We start from the raw sequence: 14,520 nt of genomic DNA on the forward strand, positions 1-14,520 counted from the left end.
GCCGCCGTCACCGACATCGATACCGGCACCGGCGCCGCCTCAGGAATCAACACCGGCTTCGTCTCGCTGTATGGCGTGATCGATACGAGCGTCGAAATCACCGACCCCGGTTCGGGCTGGGTCGCGCGCATGGACTCCGGCGCGTATCGCGGCTCGCGGGTCGGGCTGCATGGCGCGCAGCCGCTCGGGGGCGGCAACGCGATCGTGTTCACGCTCGAAAACGGCTTCAGCTCGACCGACGGCAGCTTGCAGGTGCCCGGCTCGATCTTCAATCGTCAGGCATGGATCGGCGCGAGCGGCAGCTGGGGCGAACTGCGCGTCGGCCGTCAGTATTCGCCGATCTATATCCCGTTCAAGGGCGATCTCGACGCGTTCGGCGCCGGCACGATCGCCTCGGGGCTCAACAATCTGTCGAAGATCACGCCGTATGCGAACAACGCGGTTGCGTATCTGTCGCCGCGCATCGCCGGCCTCAGTGCGACGCTGATGATGGCGATGCGCGATCCGTCCGAGGCCGACGGCAACGGCATCGACGGTTATTACGTGAGCGCGTCGTATCGGCTCGACCACCTGCATCTGCTGTACGCGCGCCAGCAGACGCACGGTGCCGGCGCGCTGCGCGCGAACCTCGGCGGCGCGAACTACGCCTTCGGCAAGCTGCGCGTGTGGCTGTCCTTTTTCAACGGCGATGGCGGCACACCGGTCTATCACGGCGCGGGCGGCTCGCTGTCGGCGCAGTACAGTTTTTCGACCAATGCGCGCGCCTCGCTCGGCTATGCGCACGTGCGCGACTACACGACGCCTGGCGGCAGCGCGGACCAGTTCAGCGCGGCATTCGAATACAGCATGTCGCCGACGCTGCTGCTGTATTTCAGCGCCGCCTATCTCGCGAATCACGACGACTCGCGCTTCACGCTGCGCGGCGTCAACGTGACCGGGCTGCCCGTTGCCTATCCGGGCGCGCCGGTCGCGGGCGTCCAATTCGGTGTGATAGAGCGGTTCTAGCGCGCCTCGCAATACGTCAAGCTTTCAGTCGAGTCATTCACCCAATGGATAAAAGCGCTTGAATGCGTGCGCGAAATCACATGTCGCGCGGGCCTGATTTCTGCGTCGCGTTTTTACGCCAGCTTTCAACACGAAACGGCTGAGGGCGTCTCTCGCGTCGACGAATCAATTAACGAATTTTTGCTTATGTTGAGCCTCATATTGTTCGATTCACATAACGCGCAGATTCCGCGGGATCACGCTCGCGCGTTGGCACGATTCCGATTGAACAGAAAACGGGGTAGTGGCGCTATGCTAGCGGTTTCGTCTACTCGAGGAGCGACCGATGACCCAACACGCAGGTTCGATGATCACGTTCAACCGTCCCGATGGCAAGCAGCTACAGGGCTATCTCGCGAAGCCTGAAAAAACCGCGGGCGCGCCCGCGGTCGTCGTGATCCAGGAATGGTGGGGCTTGAACGACCAGATTCGCGGCGTCGCCGATCGTCTCGCGAAAGCCGGCTACTTCGCGCTGGTGCCCGATCTGTATCGCGGCAAGTCGACGGTCGAAGAGGATGAGGCGCACCACTTGATGAGCGGCCTCGATTTCGGCGATGCCGCAACGCAGGACGTGCGCGGCGCGGTCCAGTATCTGCAGCAGCACGCGGCGAAGGTTGGCTTGACCGGCTATTGCATGGGCGGCGCGCTGACGTTCCTCGCGCTGTGCAACGTGCCTGAAGTGGCGGCCGGGGTCGTCTGGTATGGCTTCCCGCCGCTCGACTATATCGACGCGTCGAAGATCAAGGTTCCGGTGATGGGCCACTGGGGTCTGCAGGACGAGTTCTTCGCCGCCGACACCGTCGACGCGCTCGAAAAGAAACTCACCGACGCGAAAGTCGACGTCGAGTTTCATCGCTATCTGGCGCGTCACGCGTTCGCGAACGAAACGGCGGTCGGGTCGGGCCGCATCGCGAGGACGCAATACGACCCGGTCTGGGCGCAACAGGCATGGGATCGTACGTTGACGTTCTTTGGCCGCACGCTGTGGAAATGAGTTGGTGAATGGCGGAAGCGGACGGTTCGTCCGCTTCGTGAGAGTGCCTGCGGTCGTGGCGCTTTCTTGATACGGCCGTCCGAACTGTGCCGCATGTTGCCCACGATAGACGCGTCCGCGGCTCAGGAAGCGCTCCACATCTATCGCCACCCGCGCAGGCCGGTGATCGAGGTCGCGTACGGCTGGGGCTTCAATAGCGCGTCGGATTTCAATCGCGCGTTCAAGCGAGCCTACGATCTGTCGCCGGGTGATTTTCGCGCGGCGGCATCCGCAATCAATTCATGGAGATGACAACGTGGTGAAGATCGATCCTGACCGGCTGATGGCCGACCTCAAACGGCTGCGCGGTTTCGGCGCGACCGGTCCCGGCGTGGTCCGGCTCGCACTGTCGCCGGTCGATCTGGCGGCGCGCGAATGGCTGGTCGGCAGGATGACTGAGGCGGGGCTCGACGCGCGCATCGACGGCGTCGGCACTGTGTTCGGACGCTCGCGCAATAGCGGTCCCGCGCTCGTGATCGGCTCGCATACCGACACGCAGCCGACCGGCGGCTGGCTCGATGGCGCAATGGGCGTGATGTACGGGCTCGAAATCGCCCGCGCGCTAGCGGAGCATGACGTGACGCGGCACCTCGCCGTCGACGTCGCGTCGTGGATCGACGAGGAGGGCACGTTCTCGGGCCTGCTCGGCAGCCGCAGCTTCGTCGGCGAGGCGGTCGACGACTCGATTCGCGGCGCGACGAACCGGCAGGGCGAACGCCTCGCCGATGTACTCGAGGCCGCTGGACTGGCGGGCCGGCCGCGTGCACGTTTCGAGGCAGGGCGCCAGGTCGCGTATCTGGAGCCGCATATCGAGCAGGGCGGACGTCTCGAAGCGATCGGCAAAGCGATCGGCGTCGTCACGACGATCGTCGGGCTGCGCGAATCGCGGCTGCGCTTCACGGGTCAGCGCAATCACGCGGGCACGACGCCAATGGCGATTCGCCGCGACGCGGGCGCGGCGCTCGTCGCGTTCATTGCGCGGATGAACGACGCGTTCGGGCAGCTGGCGGACGCGGATACCGTCTGGACCGTGGGCCGCATCGATCTCGATCCGGGCTCGATGAGCGTCGTGCCCGGCGCGGCCGACATGTACCTGCAATTCCGCGATGCGAACCCCGCACGGCTTCAGGCCATGGAACGCGCGCTCGCGGAACTGGTGCGCGATTTCAACGCGCACGACGCGGTGAGCGTCGAATTGCAGACGCTCGACGAGCCGATCGAACCCGTCAGCATGGACGCCACGCTCGCGGAGCACATCGCGCGAGCCGCCGAAGCACTCGCGCCGGGCCAGTGGCTGCGCATGCCGAGCGGCGCCGCGCACGACGCGCAGGTGATCGCGCGTTGCATGCCGGCGTGCATGATGTTCGTGCCGAGCATCGGCGGCGTGAGTCACGACTTTATCGAGGACACGGCCGAGGCGCATATCGTGCTCGGCTGCCAGGTCGCGGCGACGGCCGCGGCTTCGATGCTGCTGCAGCTATCGGCTGGGCATTCCTGAGGGCCGCGCTACTTCCACTTGTCGCCGAGCTCGTCGAGCCCGGCTTTCATCAGATCCTCGGGCAGCATCGCGATGCGCAGCTCGCAGTCGGCGTCGAGCGTCAGGAACCACGGTTCGGCAAGCGCGGGGATCGCCGATGCATCGGCGACCTCGACGACCGCCACTGCGCCGCGTTTGCCCTGCTGCTCGGTGAAGTAGATGGCTTCTGGTTTCATGTCCTCGAGGATCTTTCTCATCAGGTCGCCGATTCGGCCTTCGCGCACGAGTGTGCTGAACGGTTCGTTCGGTATTTGTATGTTGAGAAGCATGCGCATGTCATCCTCCTGTTCGATACCCCAAAGGGCATCTTAAGGATAGGTGTTGCATGCGCGGGCGATGGTGCTGATCGCGGACGAAGCATCGGCGATTACGGCCGGTGGGTGGCGCATCGTGCCGGGTGTGCGCTGCTTTAGCTACCGAACAGCGAACCCTGCGTTCCCCGGCTCGGCTGACGATGCGCCGGTTTCGCGGGCGCATCGTCCTTGACAGCTTGCGCCGCTCCCCGGTCAGGCGCCAGCCGATGCGCGTCATCCGCCGCTGCTTCGAGCGAGGTCTGCCCCGCCTCCAGCGAAAGCAGCAGCATCTTGTTGGCGAGGCCGCCGGCGAATCCCGTCAGTTCGCCCGACGCGCCGATCACGCGATGACACGGCGCGACGATCGAAATCGGATTCCGGCCGTTTGCCGCGCCCACCGCGCGCACCGCATTGAGGTTGCCGATCTGCTGCGCGATCTCCGAGTAGCTGCGCGTCTGGCCGAACGGAATGGACAGCAGCGCGCGCCAGACCTGCTTCTGGAACTCGGTGCCGTGAAAGTCGAGCGGCAGATCGAAGGCCTGGCGCGTGCCCGCGAAGTACTCGTGCAATTGCCGCGCGGTCTCGACGAGCACCGCGAGTTCGTTCGCTTCGCTCATCTCGCCGAGTCGCACGCGGTCAGGCTTGTCGTGCTCCCACAAAATCGCGGCGAGGCATTCGCCTTTCGCCACCAGCTTCAACTGACCGACCGGCGAATCGATCAACTTGTATGCATACGTCACTTTCTCAGGCTCCTGACAGGGTGGCGGCGCAAGGACTTGCGAGGCGGCGGCGTTCGACGACCGGACGCGCAAAACTGTATGAAGGCTGCGCCGTTATCCGATAGTGTGTCGCTTGCGTGGCCCGAACGCGCTCCAGATATTGCTGTCTCATTCGCATTCGACATGGCCGCGACGAGCGTGACCATCGCAATGATCACGTCACTGTACCGCAGAGAACCCCAGATGACCTTCGACTCAGTAAAATCGACAGCTTCGGTACGACGCGCTGCGGGCGCTACCCGATCTTCTTTCCCACGACTGTGACCACGACTTTAGAACAACTGCGGGCCGGGCGACTGGCGGGTGCGCGCGAACTCAAACTCGCGTGCGGCCTGAGCGAATTTCCGCGCGCGATTTTCGATCTCGCCGATACGCTCGAAGTGCTCGACCTGTCGAACAACGCATTGACGACGCTGCCGGACGATCTGCCGCGTCTGGGCAAACTGCGCATCCTGTTCGCGTCCAACAACCCGTTCACCGAATTGCCCGGCGTGCTCGGCGAATGCGCGCAACTGAGCATGATCGGCTTCAAGTCGAATCGCATCCGCGAGGTGCCGGCGCGCGCGCTGCCGCCGCTGCTGCGTTGGCTGATTCTGACCGACAACGATCTCGAACGCTTGCCCGCGGAGCTCGGCCGCTGCACGCAACTGCAGAAGCTGATGCTTGCCGGCAACCGGCTGCGCGCGCTGCCCGAGGAGTTGCTCGCATGCACGCGGCTCGAACTGCTGAGGGTCGCGGCGAATCGTTTCGATGCATTGCCGCGTTGGTTGCTGCGTCTGCCGCGGCTTGCGTGGCTCGCGTATGCGGGCAATCCGTTCAACGCGGCGCTCGAACAGGCGGCGCTCATCGACACACCCATCAGCGGCATTCGTTGGGATGCGTTGCGGCTCGAACGGCCGTTGGGCGAGGGCGCATCGGGCGTCATCTATCGCGCGGCGCTGCACGGGGACAACGAGCCCGCGCCGCGTGCGGTCGCCGTCAAGCTGTTCAAGGGCGCGGTGACGAGCGACGGTTTGCCCGACTGCGAGATGGCTGCTTGCATTCGCGGCGGCGAACATGCGAACCTGATCCCCGTGCTCGGCAAGGTGATCGGGCATCCGTCGGATACGCATGGGCTCGTGATGGGATTGATCGATACGCGCTTCGCCAATCTCGCCGGCCCGCCGAGCCTCGCATCGTGTACGCGCGACATCTATCGCGACGACGCGCGCTTCGACCTTGCGACGGTGCTCGGTATCGCGAGCGGCATCGCGAAGGTCGCGAGTCATCTGCATCGGGGCGGCGTGATGCACGGCGATCTGTACGCGCACAATATCCTGCACGGCGGCGCGGGGCACGCGCTGCTCGGCGATTTCGGGGCGGCGTCGTTTTTTGACGCCGGCGATCGCGAGCTCGCTATCGCGTTGCAGCGGCTCGAAGTGAGGGCGTACGGCTGTCTGCTCGAAGAACTGCTCGAGCGTTGCGACGTACCCGGTGGACTCGACGCGCAACTCGCCGCCTTGAAGACGCGTTGTCTGAGCGAAGATATCGACAGCCGGCCGCTCTTCGACGAAATTGCCGCCAGCGTAGCGTCGTTCGATCGGCACCTCCGCGAAGGAGTCAAGCCATGACGCAGAACATGCGCCGCCGCGTGCTGCTCGCGGGCGCGCTGGCCGCAACCGGTCTCACTGGCATTGCGCTGTTTGCGGACGATGCCGGCGCCGAAGTGCTGCCCGGCACGAAGCCGAAGATCGCGCTCGTACTCAAATCGATGTCTGACCCGTTCACGGTCGCGATGGTCGACGCTGCGCGCAATTACCAGGACCACTTCTCGTCGCAATTCAGCCTGACGATTCGCGGCACGGCCAAACAGACCGACACCGCCGCGCAGATCCGCATGGTCGACGAGGCGATCAGGGCGAAGGTGAACGCGATCGTGATCGCGCCGACCGACTCGAAGGCGCTGATCCCGGTGATCGCGCGCGCGATCAAGGCCGGCATCATCACGATCACGATCGACAACCCGCTCGACGATGCGGCGCAAGCGGCCGCCGGCATCTCGGTGCCGTTCGTCGGGCCGAACAATCGCAACGGCGCGAAGCAGGTTGGCCAATATCTGGCCGCGCGGCTGAAGCCCGGCGATCAGGTTGGCATCATCGAAGGCATTTCGGTGAGCAGCAATGCGCAGCAGCGCACGGCCGGCAGCCGCGATGCAATGGATGCCGCGAGCGTGCAGGTCGTCGCGGTCGAGTCCGGTGACTGGGAGTACGGCAAGGCCCGCGACGTGGCCGCGAAAATGCTGGCCGAGCACCCGCAGCTGCGCGCGCTGTTATGCGGCAACGACAACATGGCGATGGGCGCGGTCGACGCGGTTCGCGACGCGGGTCGCGGCGGCGGCGTCTATGTCACCGGCTACGACGCGATCGATGCGATCAAGCCGCTACTCGCCGACGGCCGCGTGCTCGCGACGATGAACCAGTTCGCCGGCCGCCAGACCGTGTTCGGCATCGACTTCGCGTTGAAGGCGGTGACCGAGCGGCGCAAGCAGCGCGAGTTGTCGAAGGTGATCGAGACGCCGCTGCAACTGGTGACGGGCTCGAAACGTTGAAGCGGCGTAGCGATTAGCGCGCAGCGACGGCGGCAGCGATTTTTTCCGTGGCATGATGATGTCCGGTGTATTGGTATTCAACCACAACGAACCGCTGGGCCTGCCATGTCCTTCCATACCTGGTTGCTTTTCGCCGGAGCCTATCTGCTCACCACCATTTCGCCGGGACCGAACGTTCTGCTCGTGATCCGCAATTCGGTCCGCTATGGAAACCGCGGCGCGGCAGCGAGCGTCGCCGGTAATCTGCTCGCGCAAGGCGTCGTCGTCGCGCTCGTGGCGCTAGGTGTCGGCGCGGTATTGACGACGCTGCCACCGCTCTTCGTCGCGATGAAAGTGCTCGGCGCGGGTTATTTGGTGTATCTCGGCATCAGGCAACTGCGCGGCGGCAACAAAGAGGCATCGCGGGCCGCGCAGCCGGCGGGCGTCGCATCGTCCGCTTATACGTTCGAGCGCAAGAAGGTATTCCGTGAAGCCTTGCTCGTGTCCGGCAGCAATCCGAAGACGATGATCTTTCTATCGGCGTTCATGCCGCAATTCATCGACCACGAGCGCGGCCTGGCGGAGCAGTTCATCGTGATGTATCTGACGATCGCGGTCACCGTCGCGCTCGTGCACACCATTTATTCGCTCGGCGTGCGCGGTATCCATACGCGCGCCGGAGCCAGCCGGTGGGTCGCGGCCATCAAACGCGGCAGCGGGCTCGTCTTCGTCGCGCTCGGCATCAAGCTGCTGACCGCGCAACGCGGCTAGTCCGTCATGATGCCGGCAAGAAAATGAGCCGAATGCAAAGCATCGTCGATGTGAACGTGCTGTTCCTGAATGGGCAGGGCGAGTGCCTTTTCATCCAGCGCGCGAATACCGGTTTCAGGGACGGCCAGTACGCGTTGATTGCCGGCCATCTCGAACCGGGCGAATCGATCGAGGCATGCGCGATTCGAGAATCGAAAGAAGAAGCCGGTGTGACGATCGCGCCCGGCGCGCTCGAATTCAAACTCGTGATGCGGCGCGACTCGGACACGAACCGCATCAGCTTCTTTCTCGTGTGCCGTTCATGGCAGGGCGAACTGGCGAACATGGAGCCGCACAAGTGCTCGGGCTTCGTGTGGGCGAAGCCCGACCATCCACCGGCACCGGTCGTCGACTACGTGGCGGCCGCTCTCGCGCATATCCGCGACGGTGTGATGCTGGCCGATTTCAAGCCGTGATTCGCAGAGTTGCTGCTTATCTCGTCACTTTTGCTGACGATTTCCTGAACGAATCAAACCCGCAAAATCCCGCTGAATCGAGCGACGAAACGACCGCCAATTGACGCGGCTCCAATCGCGACGTTCGACGCGAAGGGCAACCTTCAGCACGGCGCGATCTCGCTGTACGACTACAAGGACGGCAAAAAGACGCTGCTGGACGTCGTCAAGATGTAACAGCGAGCGGTACGCCGCAAAAGCACAAAGGGCCGATCAAGCATTGCTTCATCGGCCCTTTGTTTTGACGGTAGCGAGATCGTTCGATCTCAGGTCATTGTAGTTACGGCACGAGCCACAACGCCACCGCGTAAATCACCAGCGACACCGCGAACGTCACCGCCGTATAGCCCATGACGCGCTGAATCCGGATACCCGCGATCGCGACGATCGGCACGGCCCAGAACGGCTGCAGCATGTTCGATACATTCTCGGCCATCGCGACGCCCATTGCGGTGCGCGGCACCGACGCATGCAGGCTGAGCGCCGCGGGCAGCACGAACGGACCCTGCACCGCCCAGTGGCCACCGGCGCTCGGCACCAGCAGCGTGATGATCAGCGAGCTCAGATAGCTCCACAGCGGCAGCGTGACCGGTGACGCGATCGTCACGAACGCTTTCGCGATCATCGACGCGAGACCCGTGCCCTTCATGATGCCCATGATCCCGCCGTACATCGGATATTGCAGCAGCATCGAGCCGGTCTGACGCGCGGCGCGGCGAATCGAATTCGCGTACGCGATCGGCGTGCGTTGCAGCGCGAGACCGATCATCAGGAAGATCAGGATCGTGTTGTTGATGTCGAGATCGAATCCTTCCTTGTGCCACGTCAGCGCCAGATAGCCGATGCCGAGCGCGAGCATCAGCAGTGTGCCGAGCATCGACTGTTCGAGGCGCGCCGCGAGCGATGTCTCGCTGCTCGCGCGGGCATGCGGGTCGTCGCTCGGCGCGTCGGCGGCTGCTTCGCCGCTCTGACGAAACGCGACGACGTTCTCCGCCTTCGGATGCATCTTGATGAAGATCGCGGTCATCACGACGACGACCAGCACGGTCGGAATGAACACGAACGGCGCGAAGATGGTTTCGCTGAGCGGCACCACGTGGCCGGTCGCTTTCTCGACGAGATTCAGCGCATTGCCGTGCGATGCCTGTGATAGCGCGATCGAACTCGACAGCCCGCTGTTGCAGATCGACCAGGCCGAATAGCTGCCCGCGACGAGCCATGCGAAGTCGACGTCGACGCGCCGCGCGATTTCCCGCGACAGCAACGCGCCGACGATGAGTCCGAGCCCCCAATTGAGCCACGCGGCAACCGCGACGACCGGAAACACGAGCAGCGCGGCACGCGTCGGCGAGTTCGCATGCGACGCGAGCGCGCGCAGACCGCGTTGCACGATCGGCGCTTCCGCGATCGCGTAGCCGGTCGCGAGGATCAGGATCATCTGCAGCGCGAAGCCCAGAATGCCGAACGTGCCGGTGTACCAGGAATCGAGCAGCGTCGGCAGTGTGCCGTTCGGTGCGATCAGCATCGCCAGCACGGCGACGAAGAACGTCAGGCAGATCGACAGGACGAACGGGTCGGGCATGACCTGCTCGAAAACATAAACCAGCCCTTCGACGATGCCGCGCGAAGCGGCCGGTCGGCCGGCGGCGTGAGGGGGAGTGTCTCGCTTCATGTGTGTGACTCTGTGTAGTGCCCGGCCCTGTGCTGGGCGGAGGGGCGGGTACGGCGCGCCGGCGCGGGGTGCTGGCGCGTATTGGCGGCAAACTTGCCTTACCTGATCTTGATCACAGCGGACAGATTGGCGCGAATCCAGGAGGGTGGGCCCAGGCTTGGGCGCGCCTGGCCTCGAACCCGGTGTTGCGCTCGAAAAGACCTCTGTTTCCGTTTCAATGTTCTTATGGTGAACACGGTTTCGTTAAACGAACGCTGCATTATTCGCGGTGGGAGCGGGCAATGTCAAGAAAAGGTGAAATCGGCTGGGCGGTCGCGGCATCGTTTAATACTTTTCTCGACCTAATTACGCAGAAAAAATATATTGGACGTCTTACTGGCGTTCTTGCACTATTCGTTCCCAGCGCAACGTCCGCGCTGCGATTCCTGCGCCCGCGCGGGCGCTCATCAAAACCGATAACAGCAATACCTGAGGATACAGATGCCTAACTATCGCTCACGCACTTCGACTCATGGCCGCAACATGGCCGGCGCCCGGGCGCTGTGGCGCGCCACCGGCATGAAGGACGACGATTTCGGCAAGCCGATCATCGCGGTCGTGAACTCGTTCACGCAGTTCGTGCCGGGCCACGTGCATCTGCGCGACCTGGGCGCGCTGGTCGCGAAGCAGATCGAAGCGGCCGGCGGCGTGGCGAAGGAATTCAACACGATCGCCGTCGACGACGGCATCGCAATGGGCCACGGCGGCATGCTGTATTCGCTGCCGTCGCGCGAACTGATCGCGGACTCGGTCGAGTACATGGTCAACGCGCACTGCGCGGACGCGATGGTCTGCATCTCGAACTGCGACAAGATCACCCCGGGCATGCTGATGGCCGCGATGCGCCTGAACATTCCGGTCGTGTTCGTGTCGGGCGGTCCGATGGAAGCGGGCAAGGTCAAGTCGCCGACCGACGGCCGGGTGATCGCGAAGATCGACCTGATCGACGCGATGATCAAGGCCGCCGACCCGAAGATCAGCGACGCCGAAGTCGCCGAAATCGAGCGCAGCGCGTGCCCGACCTGCGGTTCGTGCTCGGGCATGTTCACCGCGAACTCGATGAACTGCCTGACCGAGGCGATCGGCCTCGCGTTGCCGGGCAACGGCACCATCGTCGCGACGCACGCATGGCGCAAGGGCCTGTTCGAGCAGGCGGGCAGCCTCGTCGTCGATCTGTGCCGCCGCTATTATCAGGAAGAGGACGCCTCGGTCCTGCCGCGCAGCATCGCCACCAAGCAGGCGTTCGAAAACGCGATGACGCTCGACGTCGCGATGGGCGGCTCGACCAACACCGTGCTGCACCTGCTGGCCGCCGCGCAGGAAGCGGGCGTCGATTTCACGATGTCGGACATCGACCGTATCTCGCGCAAGGTGCCGTGCCTGTGCAAGGCCGCGCCCATGACCGACAAGTACCACATCGAGGACGTGCATCGCGCGGGCGGCATCATCGGTATTCTCGGTGAGCTCGCGCGCGCGGAGCTGCTCGATCTGTCGTGCGGCAACGTGCATAGCGGCACCCTCGGCAACGCGATCGCGAAGTGGGACATCGCCGGCGACGCTGGCGAGGAAGAGCAGAAATTTTTCCGCGCGGCGCCGGGCGGCATTCCGACCACGGTCGCCTTCAGCCAGGAAGCGACCTACGCGACGCTCGACACGGACCGCAAGAGCGGCTGTATCCGCAGCAAGGAAAACGCGTACTCGAAGGACGGCGGCCTCGCGGTGCTGTACGGCAATCTCGCGGAGAAGGGCTGTATCGTGAAGACCGCGGGTGTCGACGAATCGCAGTGGCTGTTCTCGGGTCGCGCGCGCGTGTTCGAAAGCCAGGACGACGCGGTCGACGCGATTCTCGGTGACAAGGTCGTGCCGGGCGACGTCGTGGTGATCCGCTATGAAGGTCCGAAGGGCGGTCCGGGCATGCAGGAAATGCTGTACCCGACTTCGTATCTGAAGTCGAAGGGCCTCGGCAAGAGCTGTGCGCTGTTTACCGATGGCCGTTTCTCGGGCGGCTCGTCGGGGCTCGTGATCGGCCATGCGTCGCCGGAAGCGGCGGAAGGCGGCACGATCGGTCTGGTCGAAGACGGCGACGTGATCGAGATCGACATTCCGCAGCGCAAGATGCATCTCGCGGTGTCGAACGAAGAGCTCGCACGCCGTCGCGCGGCGATGGAAGCGCGCGGCAACGACGCATGGCAGCCGACCAATCGCGAGCGTGTCGTGTCGCAGGCATTGCAGGCGTACGCGGCGCTCGCGACCTCGGCCGATCGCGGCGCGGTGCGCGATGTTTCGCAATTGAAGCGCAAATAAAGCGCGGACTGGCGCGGATCAGCGCGGCGGCCCTTTTCGCGGTGACGCGACTGGGGCTCCAATAGAGACCGGTATGCGGGCGACTGCATGCCGGTTTTTTTTGCGGTGGCAGTGCGAATGGACGATCGATCAGGCGTCTCCTGCGCAGCCCTGCGCGGAGCCTTTCCTAAGCCGGAAAACTGGAAACGATGTCATCGGCACGCTGCGACGACCCCGCCAGCATCACGCAGTTTCTGCCGTTGGCTTTCGCGGCATAGAGCGCTATATCGGCTCTCGCCATCACCGAGGCAACGGTGTCGCCGTCACCGAATTCGTCGACGCCAGCGCTGAGCGTGCATGCGACGTCGCCGGCCGGAGCGCACGCAGCAGACGCCGCGACGAGTGCGCGCAACATGGCAGCGTAACAATGGGTGTGATCCATGAAGGCTCCTGGCGCAACACCAGGTCGCGCCAGTTAGATCCGCTGCCTCCGCACAAAGCGCATATCGGACCGGAAGAATTTTTCGCGCCAGATCAAATTTCAACGATTTTCGCCCGACGATTTCCTTTCGAATCGCTGGACAGACTCATCTGGCGTCGACGTAACGGGGCGGTTGCCACGCATAGCCGGATTTCGGCCTCATGCAACCTTCGCGTTACGGCCTGCTTGCGTCTATGCTTGACTCACTTGTTTGGCTGCCAACAACGCCGACGAGGTCTTCTGCAGTCTTCAATAATCGCCCGCTCACCAAGGGCAAACCCAACAGGAGAAAACCAGATGTCACGATCCATCACGCGGCGCGCTTTCATGGTGTTCGGTGGTTTGGCCTTGGCGGGTGCGCTGACCTTGGCGCAAGCGGCGCCCGTCTCGTTTGAGGTGCCTTTGACGGGCGCCCAACAGGTTCCGCCGGTGCAGACGCCTGGCAGCGGCAGCGCCAAGCTCACGTACGACCCCAGCACGCGGGTCGTCACCTGGAACATCAGCTTCAGCGGATTGACGAGTCCGACCACGATGGCGCATTTCCACGGACCCGCCCCGGCCGGTAAAAACGCTGGCGTAAAGGTCTGGCTGTCGCAGAAGGGCACCACGGAGGTGACGAGCCCGATCACCGGTCAGGCCACGCTATCTCCGGACGAAGCCAAGATGTTCGAAGCCGGTGACATGTACATCAACGTTCACACGAAGAACAATCCGAATGGCGAGATTCGCGGCCAGGTGAAGCCACCGAAGGGCAACTGATGCAGGCACGGTAGCCGCGCCCGGAGAGCGGGTTTGCGGCAGGCTCACAGATAAGCCGCGAGCAGCATCACCACGGCAACGCCGACGCCGAATGGCAGCAGCGCCAGCAGCGCTGGCGCCTGCCGCGGGGCGTCCACGGACGAGGGCAGCAGTTTGTAGCCGGTCAGCATCGGGCGCAGCAGGTTGTGTCCCTTCGCTACCGCGTAGAGGGCGATCACGAGCACGTGCAGCACCACCGCGGCGAGCAGCACGTACCAGACCAGGCCGTGCAACGCCGAGATTGCGTTGGCGAGCCACGCGGGCACCAGTTCGCTAAACGGCCCTTCGTCGGCGATGTCGTTGTTGACGTAGAGCCCGCTCAGCGTCTCGGTCAGCAGCAAGACGAGCAGAAATAGAACCATCCAGCCGCCGGCCGCATTGTGGCCTACCTGCAAATCGGGCTCGCGATGAAACAGGCGGCGCAAATGACGAAGCGCAGCCGCGGGTGATGCCACGAAACTGCGAAAGCGGGCGGTCTCACTGCCAAAGCAGCCCCACAGCAGCCGGAAAATAACAAGGGCGAGCAGCGTCTCGCCGACGCGCACGTGCCAGTCGATCCAGTTCAGCTTCAACGTGACATACGCGGCCGTGACCAGCACGACCACCAGCCAGTGAAACAACCGCACCGGCGCGTCCCAGACAAGGACGGGGCGGGTTACGGGCTGGGTCGGCCGCGTGTCGGGTTCGTGAGCATCCATGTGTCGTACCTGCGTGCGCGATCGCGCTCGGA

16 protein-coding genes are annotated in these 14,520 nt (G+C 64.0%); 11 read left to right on the forward strand and 5 right to left on the reverse strand.

From position 1 onward, the window contains the following. The 4 genes from F6X39_RS33485 to F6X39_RS33500 form a co-directional block, all read left to right on the forward strand. Positions 1–1,005, forward strand: a 1,005-nt coding sequence (locus F6X39_RS33485) for a porin (protein WP_187619769.1), incomplete at its 5' end; no start/stop codon positions are given. Between the two features lie 325 nt (positions 1,006–1,330). Continuing rightward, positions 1,331–2,038: a dienelactone hydrolase family protein gene (locus F6X39_RS33490; protein ID WP_090807471.1), complete on the forward strand. Its 708-nt coding sequence runs from the start codon at positions 1,331–1,333 to the stop codon at positions 2,036–2,038. Positions 2,039–2,131: 93 nt separating this feature from the next. Then, positions 2,132–2,329, forward strand: coding sequence for a helix-turn-helix domain-containing protein (locus tag F6X39_RS33495; protein WP_316251748.1), 198 nt, complete (start codon positions 2,132–2,134; stop codon positions 2,327–2,329). A 4-nt stretch (positions 2,330–2,333) separates the two neighbouring features. Further along, a complete protein-coding gene (locus F6X39_RS33500; RefSeq protein ID WP_187619770.1) occupies positions 2,334–3,575 on the forward strand; it encodes a Zn-dependent hydrolase in 1,242 nt (413 codons plus the stop codon). Between the two features lie 8 nt (positions 3,576–3,583). Here F6X39_RS33500 and F6X39_RS33505 read toward each other — a convergent pair whose 3' ends face one another. Together F6X39_RS33505 and F6X39_RS33510 are read right to left on the reverse strand one after the other, a co-directional pair. Further along, positions 3,584–3,889, reverse strand: a complete 306-nt coding sequence (locus F6X39_RS33505; RefSeq protein WP_187619771.1) for a panthothenate synthetase — start codon at positions 3,887–3,889, stop codon at positions 3,584–3,586. A 134-nt stretch (positions 3,890–4,023) separates the two neighbouring features. Next, complete coding sequence (locus tag F6X39_RS33510) at positions 4,024–4,647, reverse strand: methylated-DNA--[protein]-cysteine S-methyltransferase (protein ID WP_187619772.1); 624 nt, start codon at positions 4,645–4,647, stop codon at positions 4,024–4,026. Positions 4,648–4,946: 299 nt separating this feature from the next. Here F6X39_RS33510 and F6X39_RS33515 point away from each other — a divergent pair, with 299 nt between their 5' ends. From F6X39_RS33515 to F6X39_RS33530, 4 genes are all read left to right on the forward strand, one after another. Continuing rightward, the gene (locus tag F6X39_RS33515; protein ID WP_187619773.1) at positions 4,947–6,296 is read left to right on the forward strand and encodes a leucine-rich repeat-containing protein kinase family protein; all 1,350 of its coding nucleotides are present in this window, start codon (positions 4,947–4,949) and stop codon (positions 6,294–6,296) included. Then, positions 6,293–7,273 (forward strand): substrate-binding domain-containing protein, encoded by a 981-nt coding sequence (locus F6X39_RS33520; RefSeq protein WP_187619774.1) that lies wholly within the window; start codon positions 6,293–6,295, stop codon positions 7,271–7,273. Before F6X39_RS33515 ends, F6X39_RS33520 begins: the two co-directional genes overlap by 4 nt. A 105-nt stretch (positions 7,274–7,378) precedes the next feature. After that, complete coding sequence (locus tag F6X39_RS33525) at positions 7,379–8,023, forward strand: LysE family translocator (RefSeq protein WP_187619775.1); 645 nt, start codon at positions 7,379–7,381, stop codon at positions 8,021–8,023. 23 nt (positions 8,024–8,046) lie between these two features. After that, a complete protein-coding gene (locus F6X39_RS33530) occupies positions 8,047–8,478 on the forward strand; it encodes an NUDIX hydrolase (protein WP_090807459.1) in 432 nt (143 codons plus the stop codon). 319 nt (positions 8,479–8,797) lie between these two features. Here the strand turns inward: F6X39_RS33530 and F6X39_RS33535 are convergent, their stop codons facing one another. After that, a complete protein-coding gene (locus tag F6X39_RS33535) occupies positions 8,798–10,189 on the reverse strand; it encodes a short-chain fatty acid transporter (protein WP_090807457.1) in 1,392 nt (463 codons plus the stop codon). A gap of 68 nt (positions 10,190–10,257) precedes the next feature. Here F6X39_RS33535 and F6X39_RS33540 point away from each other — a divergent pair, with 68 nt between their 5' ends. After that, a complete protein-coding gene (locus F6X39_RS33540; protein ID WP_187619776.1) occupies positions 10,258–10,677 on the forward strand; it encodes a hypothetical protein in 420 nt (139 codons plus the stop codon). After that, positions 10,670–12,532, forward strand: coding sequence for a dihydroxy-acid dehydratase (ilvD, locus tag F6X39_RS33545; protein ID WP_187619777.1), 1,863 nt, complete (start codon positions 10,670–10,672; stop codon positions 12,530–12,532). The genes F6X39_RS33540 and ilvD overlap by 8 nt, the downstream gene beginning before the upstream one ends. Positions 12,533–12,698: 166 nt before the next feature. Here the strand turns inward: ilvD and F6X39_RS33550 are convergent, their stop codons facing one another. Beyond that, a complete protein-coding gene (locus tag F6X39_RS33550; RefSeq protein WP_410450662.1) occupies positions 12,699–12,953 on the reverse strand; it encodes a GGDEF domain-containing protein in 255 nt (84 codons plus the stop codon). Between the two features lie 336 nt (positions 12,954–13,289). Between F6X39_RS33550 and F6X39_RS33555 the strand changes: the two genes are divergently transcribed. Continuing rightward, the gene (locus F6X39_RS33555; RefSeq protein WP_187619778.1) at positions 13,290–13,751 is read left to right on the forward strand and encodes a CHRD domain-containing protein; all 462 of its coding nucleotides are present in this window, start codon (positions 13,290–13,292) and stop codon (positions 13,749–13,751) included. Positions 13,752–13,795: 44 nt separating this feature from the next. Here F6X39_RS33555 and F6X39_RS33560 read toward each other — a convergent pair whose 3' ends face one another. Further along, complete coding sequence (locus tag F6X39_RS33560) at positions 13,796–14,488, reverse strand: cytochrome b/b6 domain-containing protein (protein WP_187619779.1); 693 nt, start codon at positions 14,486–14,488, stop codon at positions 13,796–13,798. Positions 14,489–14,520 lie beyond the last annotated feature (32 nt).

This window comes from Paraburkholderia sp. UCT2, assembly GCF_014397665.1.
GTDB classification, from domain to species: domain Bacteria; phylum Pseudomonadota; class Gammaproteobacteria; order Burkholderiales; family Burkholderiaceae; genus Paraburkholderia; species Paraburkholderia tuberum.